This is a genomic window from Longispora fulva (genome assembly GCF_015751905.1).
Lineage (GTDB): Bacteria > Actinomycetota > Actinomycetes > Mycobacteriales > Micromonosporaceae > Longispora > Longispora fulva.
In genome coordinates, this window is record NZ_JADOUF010000001.1 from 4,093,928 (window position 1) to 4,113,646 (window position 19,719).

Genomic DNA, 19,719 nt, shown 5'->3' on the forward strand with positions numbered 1-19,719 from the left:
GCACCAGGAGAAACAGTGATCCTCCCCAAGGTGTTAGTGGCCGGGTTCGCCGCCATCGTCGCGGGATCGGCCGGCGTCGGCATCGCCAACCAACCGCCACGAACCGCGCCCGCCGCCAGCCCGTGTGACAGCATCGTCCAGGGCGACCGCTCGCGGTATGACTTCCTCCACGAGCTGGCGCTGTGCCGGGACCGCAACCCGCAGCCCGGCCCGTCCCCGGATGTGAGCCCCCAGCCCGCACCGACGATCCCCGGCGCGTGCGTGGTTGTGTCCAGGCCGACCACGGACGCGCAGCGGGCGACGACCCCGACCTGTCGGCCGAGCTTCCTCGGCAACAAGTAGGGGCCCCACGACGTATGAAAAGAGCCTCCCGCGAACTCGCGGGAGGCTCTTTGTCTCTCGGATAGCCCGTCATCTTGTGCAGGTAAGGTTTCCGCTATGCCGACAGTTTACGAGCACTCAATCAAGGCACTCGATGGCGAGCCGTTCGACCTTTCGGGCCTCAACGGCAAAGTCACGCTCGTCGTGAATGTCGCCTCCAAGTGCGGACTGACTCCCCAGTATTCCGGACTTGAGGAACTTCACGCGCAGTTCAACAGCAGAGGCTTCACGGTCCTCGGCGTTCCTTGCAATCAATTCGGAGGGCAAGAACCCGGAACTTCCGAAGAGATCGCCACGTTCTGCTCGACAACGTACGGCGCGACCTTCCCCCTCACGGAGAAGATCGAGGTCAACGGCGACGGCCGGCACCCGCTGTACCACGCGCTGGTGGAGCACGCCGACACCGAGGGCCACGCCGGGGACATCCGGTGGAACTTCGAGAAGTTCTTGGTCAACGCCGAAGGCGCGGTGGTCGGCCGATTCTCGCCGCAGACCACGCCCGAGTCGCCGGAGCTAGTCTCCGCGATCGAAGCGGCGCTGAGCTAACGCCCGAACGAAGAAGCCCCGCTCCTCCACGGGGGTAAGAGGAGCGGGGCTTTCGCGATCGATTCTAGTTGTGACTGCGCGTGCTGTCGAACATGTTTTCGACCTCCAAGGCGGACTCTCGTCCGCTGGGCGTTTCCTGCCACTTACTGAAAATTCAAGTCACTTGAATTCCAGTATCCGAATTGATTCGGCACTAGGCCGACACTTTCCGGCGTTCTGCACTTGCCCGACCGCGCGCCCTTCCTGTGCGCGTCGAACGCTCGCACATCACTGAACGTGACGCAGCACTCCCAACAGTGGCAGGTGCGCAGCCCTCCCCACCCTTTGCCGCACTTGGAACACCTGTGCACTCCCCCTCCTTCCTACTCGCCGTTCATGCGCCGGGCCAGGGCAACAAGCCCCCGGTCGGCGGCCTTGCGTTCGGAGTCGGACGCGCCTTCCGTCCCGTAGGCGTACCGGGAGATGACGGCGTGCCGCTGCTTGTCGGTCAGCCGCCCCAGCCCGTAGTCCAGGTCCATGCGCTCCACGGACACTCCCCCGCCGGTCGCCGCCGAGTCCATGCCGCCGAAGAAGGCACGCATGATCTTGACTTCCTCGGTGGTGGCGTTGTGCATCAGTTCCAGGAGGTAGCGGACCTCGTCGGCGGTGTAGTGGTACTGGTCGCACGCGTGGTGGAACATGGCCAGCTCACTGTGGGCGATGATGACGACGCAGCGCCGGGCGATGGCTTCGGCCTGGTGCTGGTCCATGTCGTAGCCGAGCTGGTGAAGCTTGCCCAGCCGCGCGACGACGTCCGTGACGGCGTAGTCGATGAGTTCGTCCACGGTGGACGTGAGGGGTAGCGCCTTGTACCGCTTCGCGGTCTGGCGTACCTCGTCGGCCACTGCGGCGAAGTCGATCTCCAGGAGTTCTCCGAGGGCGGTCCGGTTCCACACTCCTCCGCTGGTGAGGACCGTCGCCCGCTGCTCGGTGAGGCCGACCGCGCCCGCCGCCGCGTAGATGTCCTCCAGGGGCCAGCCCTTGCGGAAGGCCCCGGTTATGGTGCCCCCACTGAGCATGTAGGCCGTTGCTTTGGTCACGCTCACCACTTCTCACCTCCAAACACGAATCCGCCATCCTGGCGCATGGGCACGCCGACGGGCGTGACCTTGATCCCGTCGATCCACATGACTCCGAAACCGCTTTGCCAGTTGCCCCGGCCGTCCTTGAGGTAGGTCGCCTTGCTGACCTGCATCATGTGGCCGCACTCGAAACCCACGATGGTGCGTAGGTTCCCGCCGTAGCCGCTGGATTCCCCGACGATGCCCATGCGGTGCGTGTGGCCCATGAGCACACACTTGCCGTACTGCCGGGCGAACTTGATAGCCGAACCACCCGCGTACGTCGATAGGCCCCGCCCCAGGTGTCCGTGCGTCGAGATCCAGCCCGGCGCGATGTCGTGGAAGCCGCCCACGTCCGTGATGCCGAACCCCTCGAAGTCGAGCATGGTCCCGATGTTGTACGGACTTGCCCCCTCCCCCACGAGCGCGGGGGCGTACTGCTTGAGGTAGGACTCCGGCCGCTCGTCGTGGTTGCCTGCGTGGAACTTGAACGGGCCATCGAACACGTCTCGGATCTTCTGGAGCCACTTCTTGCCCACCTCGGCATCCCGGAAGATGGACCCTTCAAACTCCCCCCGGGTGTCCTTGTTCCACCGCGACGGCTGCGGGAAGTCCATAAAGTCACCAATACACAGCAGCTCGTCCGGCTGGTACGCGCCAACGAACTCAATGAACTTCGTGAGCTGCTTGGGGTTGTGGTAGGGAATCTGTACATCGGACATGATCACGATGCGCTTCAAACTGCTCCTTTGTTTCAAGTGGCTTGAATGTGGAGGGCGGGGGCCGAAACCCCCGCCCGTTCTGCTAGCTCGGCCAGCGGTTGCACTCGTAGTTGCGCTCGGGGCAGCGGAGCTGCTTGTAGGTCCGCTGGACCTTGTCGGACCAGCCCTGGACCAGGGTCATTTCCCCGTGCTCGCAGTACTCGCCCGTCTCGGTGTCGAGCACGGTGACTTCCTTCGAGCCACCGCCGCCCCTGCCACTGGACGGCTTGCCGGAGCCCTGCGGCTTGCTGTAGCCGCCGCCCTTGGCCGCCGCAGCGGGCTTGGCGGTCTCGCCGCCCCGGAAGAGGGCTGCCACCTTCTTGACGTTCTCGTGCAGCTTGGCCGCCACCAGGGCCTTCAGCTCCTCGGTCACGTCGTCGGCGGTCTTGGCGCGCACGACGATCCAGGCCGCGTCGTAGCCAGTGCCCTCCTTGAGGGTCACGGTGTAGCCCGTGCCGTCCGGCACGTTCTCGAACGGGTCTTCACTCACAGTCCATCTCCTCTTGATAGTTCACTTTGAAAGGCTCCGCGTCCTCGTCGACGCCGGGCCACTGTCCTTCCAGGACCATGCGTGCGATGAGCGCGTAGTTGGCGAGGTCGTTGAGCGTGTCGGTCACGCTCTCGTCCGGGGCGTCGCGGCCCCGGCCGTTCTGGTGCAGGTTGCGCAACCGGGCCATCTTGTCGCCCATCCGGACGATGAGGCCGTTCATCGCTCCGCCGTAGCTGGTGGCGATGTTGCTGGGGCCGTACTTGGTCTGACGGTCGCGGAAGATCTCCGCCGCCTCCGCCTGGTAGCCCTGGAAGATCTCGGCCAGCCGCTCGGTCTCCGCGCCCTCGGGCTCGGCGTACCCGCTGACCTGCACCCTCTGGGGCAGCGCTCCGGCTTCAGCCCACACCAGGTCACCGAACATGTCGGCAATGAGGCGGCCGATCGCGTCATTCATGCGCCGTGCGGGTATCGCCTTGATGTCCAGGTCCTCCTTCGCGGTGCGTTGCCGCGCCGCTGCCCACTCGGGGCGCTGCTGTGTCGTCATCCCTTCCCTTCAGTGCCATCCGGGGACTTTGTGGCAGAGGCAGGCTGGGCCGTCGCAGTCCCCCGACTGTCTCCGCTCGGGGCGCTCGCCTGTGCGAATCCACTTGTCAAGCGCCGCCCGACTCAGTCCCGCCTTTTCCATGTACACCTCTTGCCGCTCCCGTCCGCCCTCCAGGTCTGAGCGGACGATCTCCTCTCGCCACTCGGGCAGCACCTCGGCCGCGATCCGCTTCCACAGCGGCGAGTCACCCTCCGCGAGGACTCCCGCCGGGGTCTGATACCCCAGCCGTCCTAGCTCCCTGGCGCGTGCACTCATGTACTCGGCCCGTTCGTGTTCGACGTGCCGGGCCTTCCAATTGCGCGCGTCCCGTGGCCTCATAGCCCCATGCGTGCCCGTAGCGCCTCCTCCCCCCGCTCCATGATCATCTTGTTCACGTCCATCCCTTCGGGCATGAGGATGACCCTCAGCCCTCGCACGTCTTCGGCCACCTTCTCCGCCAGCGCCCGGCCCTGCCCCTTGTCGTCGTTGTCGGCCAAGAAGTACACGGTCCGGTAGCCGCCCTTGATGACAAGCTGGCGGTACGGGCCGCGCCACGTGTCCACGCCCGGCAGCCCTACGGCGGGCAGTCCCGCCTGATCGGCCGCCATGCGGTCCAGCTCGCCCTCAGTGATGACTAGAAAGTCTTCCGTCCGGTCCAGCGCGGTCACGCCGTAGAGCCTCGGCTTGCCCTCAAGGCCAGGAAGCCCCAGATACTTGGGCTCCCGCCGGTCATCGACGTGCCGGAACTTCATGGACACGGCACCCGCTCGGGTCAGGTAGGGGATCGAGATCATCCCCCGGTACTGCGTGAACCCGGGCACGTCAGCGCCGACGTAGCCGATCTGCGAGCGTTCCAAAGTCTCGCTCTGGAACGCGCGGCCGTGTAGGTACTCCTCCGCCGGGCTTCCATCCAGCAGGGCTGCGAACGTGGCCGTAGCTTCTTCCAAACTCCTTTTCAAACTGTCGGACGGTACCGGCATCTATCTCCTCTCGCTCCTCAAGCTGCATGATGAAGCCCCGCGCCCCGCAGGCATAGCACTTGAGATATCCACTGTCGGGATTGAATGCGGCCGAAGGCCGCTTGTCGTCATGCGCGGGACACTTGACCTTCACCCACATCCATAGCCCCCTCTTTCAAGTGACTTGAATGGACTAGCCGCCGTACCACTCGCGCAGCAGGACCAGGAACTGTTCGCCCGACATGATCACGAACCCGTGTCCCGCTCCAGGCTGGCCGTTGCGCCGAGCCCATACGACGCCAACACCCGCGCCGTCGTTGTCTCGCTCCACTTCGGCCTGGCGTACCCACTCTGGTAGCCGATACGTCCGCTCGTGCTTAGCCTCGATGACCAGTCCAGGCAGCCCTGAAATGTCTCCACGATCTGCCGAGCCAGCCAGCCGACGCCGTTCAACGTGCGGAAAGCCGCTCTCTCGAAGGTATTCAATGATCTCCTTCTCCCATGCCCGCCCCTTGGCCTTGGCGTAGTCCTGCTTGCTCAACCCCCCTCCCTCACGACCACTCGATATCACCCTCTTCTTGATAGTTCACTTTTGGAACGTCGACGACTTCGGCCGAGGTGAAGCACCCGCCGTCGAGCTGCATCCGCTCGAAGTCACAGGGCATCTCGTACACCACTCCCCCGCTGGCAGAGGCCCGGCCCGACCGGTTTTTGAGGACGCTGAATCCCATGGCCCCCTCATACGGCGTGTAGACGCCCATGATCAGGCTTGGCAGCTTGCTGACCTTGCCCCGCAGCGCGGACAGTGTCGGAACCTTGTCACCGTCGTCGTACTCTCCCGTGAGGTGGTGCAGGGCCAGGACGTGAGCGTTGATGGTCTTGGCCAGGTCCGACAAGTGGGACAGGGTCCTTTCCCACGCATTCCAGTCTTCACCCCCTCCCCGGTCCGCGACGTTGCCGACGTTGTCGACCACCACCAGGGCGGGCCAGGCACCCCATCCGTAGGCGTACGCCTCGCACGCCTCCGCGATGTGATCCGTGGTCACGTAGGTGTCGAACGACCAGCGGACGAAGTTGAACCGCGACAGCACCTCGTCCACAGAAGCGGGGTTGCGGGCCATGGCCTGGTCCGCCTCGTCCACAGTGACCCCCGTGAGCATGGCGAACATGCGCCCGCGCATGGTCACGGCATCGGTATCCGGGCACAGGTAGAGCACAGGCAAGCCGTGCTCCGCGACGCCCAGGGCTAGAGTCTGGGCCACCACGGACTTGCCTCGGCCTGGTGCCCCCGCTACCAGGGCGAGCTGCCCCCGCCGATGCTGCACCCCCGCACGAGCGAGGCTCTTGAGGACAGGGGGCAGGGGCTCACCAAGGTCCGCCCGCTCGTATCTTGCCCTCGTCATCGGAATCATTTCTCACCACCTAACTTGACAGTCCACTTTGATTGGAAGACGTGACTACTTAATAGTTCACTTTCTTTACGTGAAGAACAGTTCTGGCTTCTGGTAGGAGCACCAAGGCTTCATGCCGCACATGGTGCAGTGGGAGCCGGGCTTCGGCAGGAACACGCCGGCCAGGATGCCCCGGTTGAGCATCGTGAACCAGGCTTCTAGTTGCTCGATGGGATGGGAGACGTTGAGGAGCTTGCCCGCCTTGCCGTCCTTTGCCATGTAGTAGCTTCCCCTGTGGACGTTGAGGCCGTAGATCTCCCTCAGCGCCGCCGCGTACACGGCAAGCTGGACGGGGCTCTCCGGCTTCTTCGCCCCGGTCTTGAGGTCGTCGGCGGTGATCTCGCCGTTCGCCTGGACCCGGACTTGGTCGATGAAGCCGCGCAGGATCACCTCATTGAACTCCAGCTCAAAGGCGACCTCCAGGCCGACTCCCCGGGGAAGCCGATCGTCTCGGAGAATCCGCCAGTCTGAACTCAGCGCATGGTCGTGGTAGGCCCTCAGCTGGGTCTGCCCGCGCTCCAGCCGGCTGACGATGTCGTCTTCCGTGCGCTGCTTGGGGGCTCGCTGCCACTTCCACAGCTCCGGCCATTCCCGCTTCGCGTTCTCCACGGCCGAGAGGTACCGTCGCTCATACTCGGAGGTCATCCACTCTGCGGACTCCGTCCGGTTGTTCAGTTCCCAGTCCTCTGCGACGCCATGGAATTCAGTGCCCTGGAACAGCCATGCGGCGGGCGGCTCGTTGTGGCCATCGATGTACCGGAGCCGGTATCGCTCACCACAGGTCAAGTACAGGTCTAGCTGAGACACGGACCTGTTGGACTTGCTGATGATCTCAAGGGTCATGCGTTCTCGATCTGAAGCACGAGCACAGTGGTAGCTACCTCCCGCTTGGTGATGATGGTGCGGTGCTTCAAGACTTGAAGCACCCTGCCTGGCAATGCGGCGTTGACCCGCGCGGAGTCACCTTCCCAGTCATCAGACGTGATGACTACTTCATCTCCAATCTGGCTCACCCAAAGCCCTGCCTCCGAAAAAAGTTTGCGTTCCGGCTCGACATGCGTCATTGCGGTCCCCCCGTGGGTTTGAATGGTCGCACCTCCCCAGATTTCGACCTTCGCCGCCTCTGGCGACTCAGCTCCCATCGTCCGATGCGCATCTAACTGACTGGCTGAAGCCCTCGGCGGTCCGTCCTGTTCGGACTCCACCGACTGCCCATCCGTGCCCGCTGCCGTTCCGTCGACTGCGTGCACTCCCAGTGCCCACGGTTGCATTGCACTTTCTTCCTCGCCCGTACTGCCCTCCGAGCTTTGGACTGGCCCTGATCGCGGTGAGGGTGGCCGCGATGGCGTTGATAATGGATCACCTCCTAGTTTTTCAAGTGACTTGAAACTCCGTCCGGTTCACGGATCAAGCCTTCGTCGCCCGGTTGGCGAGGCGCGTACATCCACCCTCCTTCCGGATGGAGATCCGTGCCCTCAAAGTCGGGGTCATAGTCCACGACCACACCCGCACGGCGAATCTGGCGCTCCCAAACCTCAAACTCGTGGATCTCCCACGTGGCAAGCTCAATGTCTTGCCGCCCCTGTTCGATGAGTTCCAGCTTGTACCCAGTGCGGAGCAGTCTCGGTATCTTGCCGTTCTGGTTGTGCTTCGCAAGTACCCGCCAGGGGAGGCGTGACTTCGGAAGCTGGATATTTGGCTTGGTGAGTCCTAGCCTTGCTGCGGCGCGTTTCGCCCCAGAAACCGAGCCTTCGAAGATCTCGGCAATCTCCTCAAACGTGTACTTGTCGAGGAATGCTTGGAACTCACCCGGCTCAACGGGGAATTTCGGGGTGTTCGCCACGGGGTCACCTCCCTGCGTAAATACCGGTCACAGACCGCTGGTCAACAGTCTACTTAGTGTGAGCCAGTGCGCAGCTCGGCCGTGAAAGGCGTGTCCTGGTAAAGGCTGCCCCATGAGCGTCCTCCTACCTCGGGGTCGGTGGTGAATTCGATTCCTTGGATGGTCTCCGTCATGATCTGCCCCATTTCCCAGGCGATCAGGTGAGCATCCTTTTCCGGCGCTGATCCTACTAGTTCGTCATGGATCGGCAGGCGGATGTAATCGGTCATCCCGGCTCGGTGCGCTCGCACCAATGCCCCCGCTGTCACGTCTCTACTGGCTGACTGAATGTCGTAGTTCACCGCGCTGTACGCGCGCGCCCTGTCGACATGCAACCGCCTTCCGGTCCTCGTGGTGATGTGCCCGAGCCGCCTGGCCTCCCCCTCCCTTCGTTTCGCGTATGCCTTGATGCCGGGGTATGTCCTCATCAGGGAGTCGATCACATGACGTGCCGTCTCCTCGTCAATCCCTGCCTGACTGGCCAGGGCCTTAGCTCCCCCTCCGTAGATGGTCAAGAAGTTGGCCATTTTGCCAATCTTCCGCTGTTCTGGCCCGGCATTTTCTCCGAAGGCCGAACGAGCAGTCATCATATGCAGGTCTGAGCCGTCACGGAAGGCCCTTTCGATCACACGTTCTGTAGCCAGGAGTGCCAGCATGCGCAGCTCCTGAGCTGAGTAGTCCACGCTCCAGATGACCTCTCCGGGCTCCGCCTGGACACAGTGCCTGATCATGGAGTCCTCGGACGGCAAGATCTGTAGGCCCGGGTCCTGGATGGACATTCGAGCGGTACGCGCCGCGAGGGAATTGATGCCCGGATGCACCCGCGAAGCACCGTCGGCCATCTCCAGGAACCGGGTGGCATACGTGGAGTTCCACTTGTGTGCCCGCCGGGCCCGCTGGACCGCGATGGCCAGGGGGTCGCCCAGGGCGACGAGCTGCCCCAAAAGGATCTTGTCGACCTGGAGGAGACCCGTCTTGGTCCGCCCCGGGATGTCCACGCCCCGCCGTTGGAGCATGTCTGCGACCTGCTGTCCAGCATGGATGTTGTCCACGCCCAAGGCCCGTGCTTTGGCTTCCCAATGCTCCGCCTCCTCCGCGAGCCTGGAGGATAGACGCCGGGTGTACTCCATATCGATCAGCAACCCACGATCTTGCAGGATCGCACACACCATCGCCACATCCCGCTCAAACTCCACCAGGTGCCTCGCGGACCCCGGCACCCGGGGCCGGAGCTGGCCGACCAACCCGGCGGCGTTGAGCACGTCGGCCCCGGCATACCGGACGTAGACATCACTGGCGATGGGGATACGGGCGAACGCCTGGCCCACGTTGAGGGACCGCGCCCCGACTGAGCGGCGCTCTGCCATGGGCACCTTCGCGGCGCGTTCCTCGTGCCGCAGCGCCCCGAGCTGGTCGACCGTGATCAGCTCGCCATCTGTCAGGAGGCGAAGGCGCTTGAACTCGGCCTTGAGGTCGCGCTCCGCCTGGCGGGCGTCCGGGCACACGTAGTGTTCGGCCAGGTCCTCCAGGGCGTGCCCCGTGGGCCCGCCATCCTTGAGGGACCGGGAGTCCGTTAGGTGACTGAGGGTCCGCGTGTCCGTCATCCGCGTGAAGACGCCCTCAATCCCGGTGCCCCACTCCTTGTGCGCGGCCAGGATGTCATAGGGCGCGTTGTGCGCGACCAGCGCCGGATGCCGGGAGACGACCCGCCGGGCGGCCTCCCCAAACTCCGCACCCGACTCCACGGGCAGCACCCAAGCCTCATGGCGGGTGCCGAACTGAGCCAGCCTGACCCGGAAGTCTCCACTGTAGATGTCCAACCCCGTGGTCTCGACATCGTAGGCCAGCTCCCCCTGCCGCTCCGCCCACCCGTAGAACTCCCCCACCTCCTCCGCCCGCTCTGCGACACGGATAGTGGCCTCATCTCCGGCCACTCGGTGCGACAGCACCCGCATTCCCTTCACCCCCTCTCAAGTCACTTGAAAACACGAACTTGACAGTTCACTTTCAGAAGCTTGAAGCCTGACCGGCGAACCGGCCAGGACTTGACAGTACACATTGCTAAGATCTGGAGGCCACCCCGTTGGGGGTGACCTCCGTCACATCCTGTTACTTGGCGGGGGCCTCTGCCTTGGCCTTGCGGCCCTTGTTGGCCTTCGCGGTGGCCTCATCGATGATCTTGGCCTTGATCGTGACCTGGGCCTCGCCCAGGTCGTCGGCCAGCTCCGTGAGCGTGGCCACCAGAGCGGTGAACCGCTCGTGCCAGTCCGCCACCTGCGTCAGCTCAAGTTCCGCGTAGTCCACGTTCTCCGCGCCGAACTCGTCGACGCTGGCAACCGCGCCGGCAAGGAACTTCTCAAGACGCTTGGCGGTGGCCTTCTTCGCGCGGACCGCGTCCATGGCGGCGGAGCTGGAGCCCTCCCCCTCGGCCTCGCCACCCTCCCCTTCAGAGTCGGCCCCGCCCTTCTTCGCGGCGGCAGCGGCCTTGACGTCCGCCTCAGCCTTCTTCCGGCCAGCCTCAAGGCCGTACTCACCCTCCATGATGGAGAACACGGCCGCCCAGTCCCCCAGCTCCTCGCACGCCGTGTAGACCTTCTTGGCCAGCGAGATCATCTGGGGGTTGGTCTCTACCTTCTCCATGATCTCCTGCTTCTGGTCCGCCGTGACCCGGCCGAACTCCTGAGCAAGGTGGTAGTACGACGCCATGACGTGCTGACTCTTGGACATGTGCCGCCGGGTGGCGTTGCGCCGCCGCACGAAGGTGGGCAGGGACGTCGGGGCAACCTCCCGCTCGGTGGGCTCCACACCCGCGCGGGCCGACGCCACGAGCCGGGTACGGCCGTCCACCAGGACCCGGGTACCCGCCGGGAACTCCTTGCCGTACAGGTCGACATTCCACAGGACGTACTCAATCGGCTGGTCCGCGTCGAAGCCGTGCTCCTTCATGTCCGCGATCATGTCGGCCACGTCACCGAGGTCGATCGTGTACATGTCCGCCTGGCTGTAGATGGCGACCTTGTCCAGCTCGGGAAGGTCCTTGTGGCGGCTGCCAAGGGCGGCCTTCTTCGGAGCGGCCTTACGCGTGGTGCCAGTAGCCACAGTGGACTCCTTCTGAGGTGCCGCCTTCCGGGCCGGAGTGGCGGGCTTCTTGGTCATTTCGGCGGTGCCAGCGGTGCTCACGGTACGTATCTCCTCGATTATCGTCAAGTTTGTGATCTCAAGTCACTTGAATTTCCGCCCCTGGGGGCACACCCCCGAGGCAACGGGAGGGGACTCACGGCCCCCTCCCGCGCCACACCCCTAGCGCTTGGCGGTTCGCCAGTCAGCGCCGTAACGCTCTGCGGCCAGCCCCTCCAGGGCCTCCCACGCCTTGCCCATCCAGTCCCGCGCCGTTCGGTCCGCGCTGTCACGGAGCTGGTTACCGTGCACCGTGCTCGTCTTCATAGTGTGGCCCGCGAAGGTCCCGACGATGTTGGTAGAGCCGATCTCGTACCCCTCGTCATCGGGCCCCAGCGGTTCGAGTTTCCGCAGGATCACCCCCGGGTTGCCCAGTCCGTTACCCCCGGGAATGGTCCCGAGGTACACCACCCGATCCCCCACGTTGAACGTGTGGAGCCGCTGGCCGCTGTCGTCGCGCCGCACCTCTCGCCCTTCCATACCTTCCCTCTCTACCTGGCGTTCGTCGCTTGATGCGTGAGAGACCCGGCGGGGTCTCCATGCGCGTCACGCCCGGACGCATGCGCGTGCGCGTGGCCCGGCGTGACGCCCGCTTTCGTCACAGTGACCTTTACGGCCTAGGTGCCGATCGCCTTGTCGTCCGCGTGCAGGGCGGCAAGGATCGTGTCTCCCGCCGCGAATTCCCAGTGGTTGTAGTGGGCCCACTTGTCATGCTCAGTCAGGAAGAGCAGGACCCGGTTTCCGAAGTGCCCGACACTGTGAATCGTGCGGAGTCTGTAGTGGGGCCAGTCGGGATTGCCGTACGTCCGGATGACCGGCATACCTCCCACAACTTCCGTGACCGGAATCGACCGGGCGGACATGTGCGGCTTGCCCGACGCGTAGTGCTCTTCCAACTCCGCGTAAAAGCGAGCCTGATTCGATTCCTCAGACGGGGTAGTCACGTAGTCCTTGGTGGCAGTCTCCGTGATGAATCCGCCGTGCCCGTTCTTGATGAGCACGCGCCATTCACGCGCCCCACCATCGTTACGCTTTCTCTCTTCGACAATCAGTCCCGGTGCCAGTGCCGGCCCCGGCACCATCACCAACACCCGTGAGCCTCGCTTCACAGTCCCTCACTCACTCTCCCCGCCCAATCCGGGGCGGACCCTAGGCCGAGGTACCCCCCGACCGTTCTAGGCTCTCTGCGTCGCTCTCAGTGCCGCCTAGTGGCGCATCCCCGGACCAACGGCGACCGTTGGCGGACGGAGCACCCTAGGGGTGCGGTAGTCACGGTGAGCCATTGCTGCTGCCAGGTGGCCAACCTGGCAGCGACAAAAGCTGACCGTCCCTAGCGGAGTGAGCGCGTCCATTCCTCGTATGTGTCCGGGTGCTTGACCATGTGGCCGTATGGCCCGTTCACTTCGTCCGCGTATTCACGGACGTACCAATCCGCGTAGTCCTCCGCCTTGAATCCAGCGGGAATCTCGTCTTGTTCCGCCCATTGCCGCGCGTGCTCATGCAGACTTATAAACCGCATGCCCCTGCCTCTTTTCGTCTTTGATGTGCCAGTGAAGGGACTCAATCAATGCGCGTGCCTCAAAGTCCCGCAATGGGTAGCCCGTGAGTTCAACCGCGCCGTCACTGTTGATTCCGCCGAGAATGGCCCCGTCAGATTCGCGCTCCGCTATCACTCCCTGCCGATTCCCCCGGAACGCAACCCGGTAGGGTCCGTCGTCGCCCCTGAACCACAGGTAACTCAAGATCGTTTGATCCACGCGCCTACTCCCATACCGTCGCGCCAGTGCCACTCAGCGCGCGTCACGCGCTCAATGACACAACCGGGGCGATACTTGACAGTTCACTTTCACTTTTTCAAGTCACTTGAAAGTCAGGATTCCCCTACGGGTCATCTCGTTGTGAACCATGCGCAGCCTGTGAAGATCGCAACGCCGGATGTGCTCCGGCCGAACAGTCCGGCAATGGTCCGACAACTGATGGAGGGTGGTTCGCTCCACCGTGAACAGCTTTCCGATAGGCATGCGGGCAATCTCGGCCCGCAACTCTCGGCAAGCGGACGCTAGCGTGAGCGCGTCACGTCGCCGGAGTGCCGCTATCGTCTCGGCACGCTTGACGGGGTCGCTCATGTCGCCGTACGCGTCCCCGTAGGCGGCAAGGTAGGCCGCATAGTCCCTAGGCAAAGTCGTCCCCGTACTGGCGCTCACAGTCCGTCCCGCACTCGTTGACGCACTCGTCACACTTGCCGAGTGCCAGGGTCACGACTTCCGGGAAGCCACAACAGGGGCAGTCCATCAGGAGGTTTTCAGCGTTCAGGTAGTCATTCATCGTTTCTCCCTTTATCCGCACTGAATGCAGTTGCAAGAGTGGCTCGTGTGCTCACACGTGCCGTTCTCGATATCGTCGGCACATTGACGACCGTTGTCGTTCTGACAAACGCGCTCGTATCCGTGCGCAAGCGAGGTGTTGCCTGTGCACTCGTCCGGGTCGTCCCCGTTGCTCGCGTGGTAGTAGTGGCTGTTCCAGTCGCCGGGGTCCGTAGTCTCCGAAAGCTCCCACGTTCCGCCACAGGTCATGCACGTTTCCGACCCGGAGTCACCGGACTGGAATCGGTGCCCGTACGCGGACCAAACCGTGATCATCATTTGACACACTCCCGTTCGCTATCAGGCCAGTGCCACTCAGCTACCGGGGTAGCTCAATGACACAAGCTTGATAGTTCACTTTGCGGACATCAGAGATCCCCAGGGAGCGCGGAGAACAGTCTCCGACTCGTTCAGGAACTTGACCCGGATCACACGCTTGTCCGTGTCCACTACAGCGCACATGACGTTTCTCAGAAACGCATTCCAGGTCTCACCCCTCCCCCGGGGAATCAGACACAGCAGTTGGTCACGGGTCAGCAGTCGCTCACCACCCTTGGCAAGGGTCTTGAGAACGTCCGTACGGGTCGGTTTCTTGTTGACAGGCTTACGGCTCACGGTGTCCCCCTAGTCACACTTCACGTTGGCACTCAGCGGCGCGATATCCAGCGGCTTACGGTTCGGGTAGACGTTCGGGAAGTCATCCTCACTCGTGAGGCATGCGACTTCCGACCGTCCGTCCGGCCACACGATCGCGTAAGGGTGAAGGGTCGGCGCACTCCGGGCGTAGCTGGTCCCCTTGACCGGTGCGACCGGCCCGCCGGTCGCCACAACCCCCAGCACTCCGAGTGCGGTTACAGCGATCATCAGGAACACGACTCCGGCCACAATTGCGCCAGACACGATGGCTACCGACTTCACGATGATCGGCCCCTTGCGCTCCGGCATTCCGGCAGCGATGAACGGGGGTCGCGGATAGCGGGTCACGCGTGGCCTACCTCTCGTTTGACAGTTCACTTTGTAAGGCCGCATCTAGTTCTGGGGCGCGTCGACTTCCGCAACGATCATCCAGGCCAACAGTTCCGCGATAGTCCGCAGCGTGCGGGTAGCAACGTCACTCATGTCGGTGATCCCACCGAGAACGGGCATCCGGTACGCGCCCAGGTCGACGTATTCGAGCCAACGGGCGTGCGTGTCGTAATCGATGACGCCGTTTGCGATGTGCTCAACCATGTGATGCTCGCTGGGCCATTCCTTACCCAACTCCGACAGGGCGGCAAGGGTGTCATCCCGCACGGCGCGCAGAAAGAGCGCTCCGGGGTCCGTGTTGTCCAGCGGAACCCTCAGGTTCAGGCTTTCCGCCATCCGGCGGGTAGTCCAGTTCTGAACCCGCTTGACCGCAATCGGTGCAACGCTGCTCATGTCCCCTGCCTCTCGTGTGTCCCGCGCTCTCGACTTGCAAGGGGAACGCTACGGCTCTCAAAGTGCACTGTCAAGCGATCCACGTTTTCAAGTCACTTGAATTTTCGCGCGCCAGAGGAGAAGGAACCGCGCGCGATACGGCACGGGTGCTCAGATGTCAAGGGCCAAAGTGTGCGCCTCGTCACATCATGCGATCAGTAGAAAGCTGTTCGATTCGGGCAGGCAAGGCATGCAGGGCAAGACGCACCCTAGCGGCTCTCATTTGCCCATAGCCGAGTGTTTGCGGCACATCAGTGGTTCGCTGTGTGATTGGTTGTGAAGAGTTGTCAAAGGTTCAATGTGTGTGAAGTTCATTCGAATAAGAGTGTTGTTCAACAGTGTGATTGTTCTGTGATGAGTTTGCTTTGTTATTCGCTTTCACAAAGGAAAGTCTTTCACTCAATGAAAGTGTGTTGAGCTTTCAATGTGTTGAGACTGATCAATCAATTAATGATTGTTTCATCATGAAATGATTTTAGTTTCACAATGAAATGAGTTTGACTTTCGCCTATGGGGTGGGGGTGACCCGAAGCCATCAGAATCAAGCCCGGGGTCGCATAGCTGTTGATCTTCTGCCCGGGTTCCAAACTTCGGCCTGGCGGTGCCGCGCCTAGCTTGAGCTGCGAAGACTCTAAAATTTCGACTCGCACACGCGCGCACGCGCGAGAGATCAACGTGTGAACTGTGTCACGCCACAGTCCGCCAGGGCTGTCCCTCGGCCGCCCTGACCTATGGGGGCCGCCATGGAGCGACGGACACGGAACGAAGTGCAGTGGCCGGAGCGACAGAAGGAACAGAGCGACGAAATGCCAGCCTTGAAGCTGGCTAAACAAGGCGGCCTGGAGCCGCCAATTGTTTACTTCCTTCCTTTCTCAAAGCAAGTTCTTTTCGTCGCGCGGGCGGCCAGCTCGCGCACGCCCAGGACCCGGCCGCATCCCACTGTTGTGGCTTGCATCACAGGATGTCCGGCAGGGCTGTCCTTTCCCCGCACGTATCTATGTAGGGCGAAGGAGGCACAGCCGATGGCCTGGGACTCCAGCGACCGCAGGGCGCAACTCCCCCGCGACTGGCCCCGCCGCCGGGCCCTCGTGCTCCGGCGCGACGGGCACATGTGCCAGTGGGTACGCCAGGACGGCAGTGACGAACTCTGCCTTGAGGCTGCCACCGACGTTGATCACATCATCCCCGGATCAGACCACCGGCTTGTGAACTTGCGTGCTCTTTGCGCATGGCACCACGGCCGCAAGTCTGGCGGTGAAGGTGCGCAGGCCGCCGCCGCAAAGCGGACCAGCAGATACCGCCCCCGCGAGCAGCACCCGGGCCGGCTTGCACCGTAGTCGCGCTAGCGCCGTTTCGGCCGCGCGGGCGGTCGAGCTGCCGGCGGGGTAAGTACCGCTGCGTCGAGGAGTTCGGCTGCGGCGTTGCACGCCGCCGTGTAGTCCAGTCCGCTATTTGCTCGCCCCCGCCAATGCTCAGCCGCGTCGGCCAGTAGGTCTGTCCGGCCACCCGCCTGGTCTGCCAGCTCCTGGGCTGCCTGGTCAGGATCGACCTTTCGGTGCACACGGTTGATCGCCGCGCCGATCAGTCCGGCAGCGGCAACGCGGTCAGGGTCTGGACGGGGCACACCGCCAGTTTGCCACACCTGTTCGAATCCGGCCGTAAACCGGGTTACCCAAGCTGCCGACCAGGACGACACACCACACACATTCGCTCAGGGTGCTCACGTCCTCCGGTCGGCTCCAACGGTTCCGCTCCAGTTCGCGCTGTTGAGCGACCTCGCGCCCCTCCCTTCCTCTCTCGGGAGGGGCATCGACTTTCCTGGAGGTGGCGCATGGTGGACTACGGCAGTACGCCGAATCTCGGCATCGCGTTTCCCTTGGACACTGCCCCGTTCAACCCGCAGGCAGACATGGAGACTCTGGCGCGATCGATCGACACCAAGGTCAGTGCGTTCGTTCCGCAGACCTGGTCGGGTGGCCGCAACTCGCGTGCGGCCGGTGATCCGGTTATCAGCCTCGCGGTTAACGCCTCGCTGCAACCAGCCCCCATGAAGCGGGTCATCAACGGTGGCACGCTCAATGCGTCCGGCGGCGTAGTGGTTCCCACGACGGGCCTGTACTTGGTCCTTGCCGTGTTCGCATTCGACGGTACCGGTGCCGCCGCGACGTCGCAGTTCTTTCTGTCGCGCGACAATGCCGCAACGGCAACCAACCTTCTCGGGTCCTCGACCGCTTCGACGGATACGTGCTTCCTGTTCGCCCCCGTAGCTCTGAACGCTGGCGTTGCGCTGTATCTGAAGGTGAACTCCGGTCGCGCGATCACGACCGCGCTGGATCGTGACTGCTACCTGCTGTTCACGCGCATTGGCGCGACTCCGTCGTAGGGGGGTGCCGTGCCGGGTCCAGCTCCGAAGGACGGCCCCAAGATGGGGCGCTACACCTCGCCACTCGACAAGCCCGAGGACATCCAGGGCACGACCACGAACGCGCCGACGCTGCCGACACCTAACAAGTGGCTTGCCGCGACGGCGCGATGGTGGGACACATGGGTGTCTAGCCCACAGGCCGCTGTGTTCGCGGGTACGGACTGGCAGCGATTGCTGATGCTCCTGCCGCTCGTCGACGGATACAACCGGGCAGTCCACAAGCTGGACTACATGCTGGCCGATCGGCTCCTGACCCAGATTGTGCGCTCTGAGAGCCTGCTGGGCGCGACGCACGTCGACCGGCTACGCGGCCGTATCAAGGTCCAGCCCGAGGAGACGCCAGAGCCGCAGCCGGATCTGTCCGCGCTCGCGCGGGACTTCTTCGGGGACTGACCTACTCCCCCGCTTCCAGGGGGTGAGCGTCGATGAGCACTGGTCGTCAGACCGGCAACCTCCCGAGCAAGGCGCTCATGAAGGAGAAGATGCTCTCCGGGGAGTGGGACTTCACGGTCGCGCTCCTGGTGATCGTGTGGGCGGAGACCTGGCTCCTGATGCCAGACGGCCCCCGAGCTGGCGAGCCGTGGCGGTTCACCGCCGAGCAGCGGCATTTCTTGATGGCCTGGTACGCCATCGACCCCCACTACGTGGACCCCGATGACGACTTCCGGGGCCGGTGGGTGTGGCGTCGGGCCATCTTGCGTCGCCGCAAGGGCTGGGGCAAGGGCCCTTTCTCAGCGGCCATCGCCCTGATTGAACTTCTTGCACCGTGCCGGTTCATGGTCGGTGACGACCTGGTCGTCAGGCCCCAGCGCGAAACCGCGCCGTGGGTCATGCTCGCGGCCACGTCCGAACGCCAGACCAAGAACACGTTCCGCATGCTGCGGGCGATGATCGGCAAGCGCAAGGTCATCGACGGCATCCCGGTCGAGTCCGGCAAGACCATGGTCCAGGCCGGTGAGAACTTCGAGCGGCTTCTAGAGCCGGTCACATCGTCTACAGCCACTTTGGAGGGTGCCCAGAGCACTGCGGTGCTGGGCGACGAGCCGCACCACTGGACCAAGTCCAACGGCGGGCCCGGCTTCGCGGCCGTGCTCAAGCGCAACTTGGGCAAGATGCGAAACGGCCTGGCCCGGCTCATTCTCACGACCAACGCCCACGAGCCCGGAGCGGGTTCCGTGGCCGAGGACGAGTATGAGAAGTTCCTGGACGTCCAGGACGGCAAGGCCACAGAGACCGGCATCCTGTACGACTCCCTTGAACCGTCCACGCTGGTCACCGACCTCAGCGACATCCCCCGCCTCCGCCAGGCCCTCACCGAGGCCCGGGGCGATGCCGTCTGGTTGAGCATTGACCGGACGATTGCCGAGATCTTCGACGGCACCACCACGCCCGAAGACTCGCGCCGGTTCTTCCTCAACGAAGTCGTCGCCGCCAGAGACGCGTGGCTTGACCCGAAGCACGTCGACGCGTGCGCACGCCCGGACCTCGTCATCGACCCCAAGCGCGACCTGATCGCCCTCGGATTCGACGGCTCCCGGAACGACGATTCAAGCGTTCTCATCGGCGTTCGCATCGAGGACTCCCACATTTTCCTGATCAAGGCGTGGGAGAAGCCGGACGGTCCCGAAGCCGACGACTGGGACGTGCCCATGTCCGAGGTGGACGAGATGGTCGATTGGGCCTTCGCCACATACAACGTCGTGGCGTTCAACTCCGACCGGCACCCCTTCGACAGCTACGTCGACCAGTGGGGCGAGCGCTACCGGCACACCCTGTTCGTGAAGGCCAGCCCCAAGCACCCCGTGTCCTTCGACATGCGGGGCAGGCTGCCTGACTTCACCCGAGCGGCTGAGGCGCTGCGGGCGGCGATCGAGGAGCACACCGTCACCCATGACGGGCACCCGATCCTGGTCCGACACCTGAAGAACGCGAGGCGTCGCCCCAACAAGTACGGGGTGGGCTTCGGAAAGGTCAACCGCCAGTCACAGCGCAAGGTGGACGCCGCCGCCGCTGCCGTCCTCGGACGGGCGGCGCGAAGCTCCGCGATCCTCGCGGGCGTCATCGAGAAGCGCAAGCGCAAGGGCACTGGTCGCGCCGTCGGCTGGGGCTAAGTCCACATTCAAGTGACTTGAATATCTGGAGG

23 protein-coding genes and 1 pseudogene are annotated in these 19,719 nt (G+C 63.7%); 5 read left to right on the forward strand and 19 right to left on the reverse strand.

All coding sequences use genetic code 11. The annotated features are described in order from the left end of the window. The first annotated feature begins 15 nt into the window (after positions 1-15). The gene (locus IW245_RS18050; RefSeq protein WP_197004347.1) at positions 16-342 is read left to right on the forward strand and encodes a hypothetical protein; all 327 of its coding nucleotides are present in this window, start codon (positions 16-18) and stop codon (positions 340-342) included. Positions 343-438: 96 nt separating this feature from the next. Continuing rightward, positions 439-927, forward strand: coding sequence for a glutathione peroxidase (locus tag IW245_RS18055; RefSeq protein WP_197004348.1), 489 nt, complete (start codon positions 439-441; stop codon positions 925-927). Positions 928-1,070: 143 nt separating this feature from the next. Here IW245_RS18055 and IW245_RS42805 read toward each other — a convergent pair whose 3' ends face one another. From IW245_RS42805 to IW245_RS18145, 19 genes and pseudogenes are all read right to left on the reverse strand, one after another. Further along, positions 1,071-1,277 (reverse strand): FDXHR family putative zinc-binding protein, encoded by a 207-nt coding sequence (locus IW245_RS42805; protein WP_443673912.1) that lies wholly within the window; start codon positions 1,275-1,277, stop codon positions 1,071-1,073. A 12-nt stretch (positions 1,278-1,289) separates the two neighbouring features. After that, positions 1,290-2,006, reverse strand: a complete 717-nt coding sequence (locus IW245_RS18060) for a hypothetical protein (RefSeq protein WP_197004349.1) — start codon at positions 2,004-2,006, stop codon at positions 1,290-1,292. A gap of 2 nt (positions 2,007-2,008) precedes the next feature. Then, a complete protein-coding gene (locus tag IW245_RS18065; RefSeq protein ID WP_197004350.1) occupies positions 2,009-2,767 on the reverse strand; it encodes a metallophosphoesterase in 759 nt (252 codons plus the stop codon). 64 nt (positions 2,768-2,831) lie between these two features. Next, positions 2,832-3,278 (reverse strand): D29-gp49 family protein, encoded by a 447-nt coding sequence (locus tag IW245_RS18070; RefSeq protein ID WP_197004351.1) that lies wholly within the window; start codon positions 3,276-3,278, stop codon positions 2,832-2,834. Further along, positions 3,271-3,822, reverse strand: a complete 552-nt coding sequence (locus IW245_RS18075) for a nucleotide modification associated domain-containing protein (RefSeq protein WP_197004352.1) — start codon at positions 3,820-3,822, stop codon at positions 3,271-3,273. Before IW245_RS18075 ends, IW245_RS18070 begins: the two co-directional genes overlap by 8 nt. Positions 3,823-4,196: 374 nt before the next feature. Further along, positions 4,197-4,841: a toprim domain-containing protein gene (locus tag IW245_RS18080; RefSeq protein ID WP_231398847.1), complete on the reverse strand. Its 645-nt coding sequence runs from the start codon at positions 4,839-4,841 to the stop codon at positions 4,197-4,199. 28 nt (positions 4,842-4,869) lie between these two features. After that, positions 4,870-4,980: pseudogene (locus IW245_RS42695) on the reverse strand (CHC2 zinc finger domain-containing protein); the annotation flags it as partial. Between the two features lie 33 nt (positions 4,981-5,013). Continuing rightward, positions 5,014-5,361, reverse strand: a complete 348-nt coding sequence (locus IW245_RS18090; protein WP_197004355.1) for a hypothetical protein — start codon at positions 5,359-5,361, stop codon at positions 5,014-5,016. 10 nt (positions 5,362-5,371) lie between these two features. Then, positions 5,372-6,232 (reverse strand): AAA family ATPase, encoded by an 861-nt coding sequence (locus IW245_RS18095; RefSeq protein WP_197004356.1) that lies wholly within the window; start codon positions 6,230-6,232, stop codon positions 5,372-5,374. A gap of 66 nt (positions 6,233-6,298) precedes the next feature. Next, positions 6,299-7,114, reverse strand: coding sequence for a PD-(D/E)XK nuclease family protein (locus IW245_RS18100; protein WP_197004357.1), 816 nt, complete (start codon positions 7,112-7,114; stop codon positions 6,299-6,301). After that, complete coding sequence (locus IW245_RS18105; protein ID WP_197004358.1) at positions 7,111-7,335, reverse strand: hypothetical protein; 225 nt, start codon at positions 7,333-7,335, stop codon at positions 7,111-7,113. Before IW245_RS18105 ends, IW245_RS18100 begins: the two co-directional genes overlap by 4 nt. A 302-nt stretch (positions 7,336-7,637) precedes the next feature. Continuing rightward, positions 7,638-8,114 carry a helix-turn-helix domain-containing protein gene (locus tag IW245_RS18110; RefSeq protein ID WP_197004359.1) on the reverse strand — a complete coding sequence of 159 codons (477 nt, stop codon included), beginning with the start codon at positions 8,112-8,114 and terminating at the stop codon, positions 7,638-7,640. Positions 8,115-8,167: 53 nt separating this feature from the next. Further along, positions 8,168-10,108 carry a DNA polymerase gene (locus IW245_RS18115; RefSeq protein ID WP_197004360.1) on the reverse strand — a complete coding sequence of 647 codons (1,941 nt, stop codon included), beginning with the start codon at positions 10,106-10,108 and terminating at the stop codon, positions 8,168-8,170. Positions 10,109-10,262: 154 nt separating this feature from the next. Continuing rightward, entirely contained in the window at positions 10,263-11,252 is a 990-nt protein-coding gene (locus tag IW245_RS18120) for a hypothetical protein (protein WP_197004361.1), read from the reverse strand. A 201-nt stretch (positions 11,253-11,453) separates the two neighbouring features. Continuing rightward, entirely contained in the window at positions 11,454-11,810 is a 357-nt protein-coding gene (locus IW245_RS18125) for a hypothetical protein (protein WP_197004362.1), read from the reverse strand. 137 nt (positions 11,811-11,947) lie between these two features. Further along, complete coding sequence (locus IW245_RS18130; RefSeq protein WP_197004363.1) at positions 11,948-12,421, reverse strand: hypothetical protein; 474 nt, start codon at positions 12,419-12,421, stop codon at positions 11,948-11,950. 1,081 nt (positions 12,422-13,502) lie between these two features. Beyond that, positions 13,503-13,655, reverse strand: a complete 153-nt coding sequence (locus IW245_RS18135; protein ID WP_197004364.1) for a hypothetical protein — start codon at positions 13,653-13,655, stop codon at positions 13,503-13,505. Positions 13,656-14,317: 662 nt separating this feature from the next. Continuing rightward, positions 14,318-14,677 carry a hypothetical protein gene (locus tag IW245_RS18140; RefSeq protein ID WP_197004365.1) on the reverse strand — a complete coding sequence of 120 codons (360 nt, stop codon included), beginning with the start codon at positions 14,675-14,677 and terminating at the stop codon, positions 14,318-14,320. Positions 14,678-14,722: 45 nt separating this feature from the next. Then, entirely contained in the window at positions 14,723-15,112 is a 390-nt protein-coding gene (locus IW245_RS18145) for a hypothetical protein (protein ID WP_197004366.1), read from the reverse strand. A gap of 1,870 nt (positions 15,113-16,982) precedes the next feature. Between IW245_RS18145 and IW245_RS18150 the strand changes: the two genes are divergently transcribed. From IW245_RS18150 to IW245_RS18160, 3 genes are read left to right on the forward strand one after another with little or no spacing between them, the layout of a single operon-like run. Next, positions 16,983-17,534: a hypothetical protein gene (locus IW245_RS18150; protein ID WP_197004367.1), complete on the forward strand. Its 552-nt coding sequence runs from the start codon at positions 16,983-16,985 to the stop codon at positions 17,532-17,534. Positions 17,535-17,543: 9 nt separating this feature from the next. Beyond that, positions 17,544-17,969, forward strand: a complete 426-nt coding sequence (locus tag IW245_RS18155) for a phage terminase small subunit (protein ID WP_443673913.1) — start codon at positions 17,544-17,546, stop codon at positions 17,967-17,969. 32 nt (positions 17,970-18,001) lie between these two features. Next, a complete protein-coding gene (locus IW245_RS18160; RefSeq protein ID WP_197004369.1) occupies positions 18,002-19,687 on the forward strand; it encodes a terminase large subunit domain-containing protein in 1,686 nt (561 codons plus the stop codon). Positions 19,688-19,719: the final 32 nt, after the last annotated feature.

Bases quoted from the DNA above. Each gene is read 5' to 3' on its own strand.
- IW245_RS18055 (WP_197004348.1), top strand. From the start codon at position 439: ATGCCGACAGTTTACGAGCACTCAATCAAGGCACTCGATGGCGAGCCG.
- IW245_RS18075 (WP_197004352.1), bottom strand. From the start codon at position 3,822: ATGACGACACAGCAGCGCCCCGAGTGGGCAGCGGCGCGGCAACGCACC.
- IW245_RS18080 (WP_231398847.1), bottom strand. From the start codon at position 4,841: ATGCCGGTACCGTCCGACAGTTTGAAAAGGAGTTTGGAAGAAGCTACG.
- IW245_RS18095 (WP_197004356.1), bottom strand. From the start codon at position 6,232: ATGATTCCGATGACGAGGGCAAGATACGAGCGGGCGGACCTTGGTGAG.
- IW245_RS18100 (WP_197004357.1), bottom strand. From the start codon at position 7,114: ATGACCCTTGAGATCATCAGCAAGTCCAACAGGTCCGTGTCTCAGCTA.
- IW245_RS18105 (WP_197004358.1), bottom strand. From the start codon at position 7,335: ATGACGCATGTCGAGCCGGAACGCAAACTTTTTTCGGAGGCAGGGCTT.
- IW245_RS18115 (WP_197004360.1), bottom strand. From the start codon at position 10,108: ATGCGGGTGCTGTCGCACCGAGTGGCCGGAGATGAGGCCACTATCCGT.
- IW245_RS18125 (WP_197004362.1), bottom strand. From the start codon at position 11,810: ATGGAAGGGCGAGAGGTGCGGCGCGACGACAGCGGCCAGCGGCTCCAC.
- IW245_RS18135 (WP_197004364.1), bottom strand. From the start codon at position 13,655: ATGAATGACTACCTGAACGCTGAAAACCTCCTGATGGACTGCCCCTGT.
- IW245_RS18145 (WP_197004366.1), bottom strand. From the start codon at position 15,112: ATGAGCAGCGTTGCACCGATTGCGGTCAAGCGGGTTCAGAACTGGACT.
- IW245_RS18150 (WP_197004367.1), top strand. From the start codon at position 16,983: ATGGTGGACTACGGCAGTACGCCGAATCTCGGCATCGCGTTTCCCTTG.
- IW245_RS18160 (WP_197004369.1), top strand. From the start codon at position 18,002: ATGAGCACTGGTCGTCAGACCGGCAACCTCCCGAGCAAGGCGCTCATG.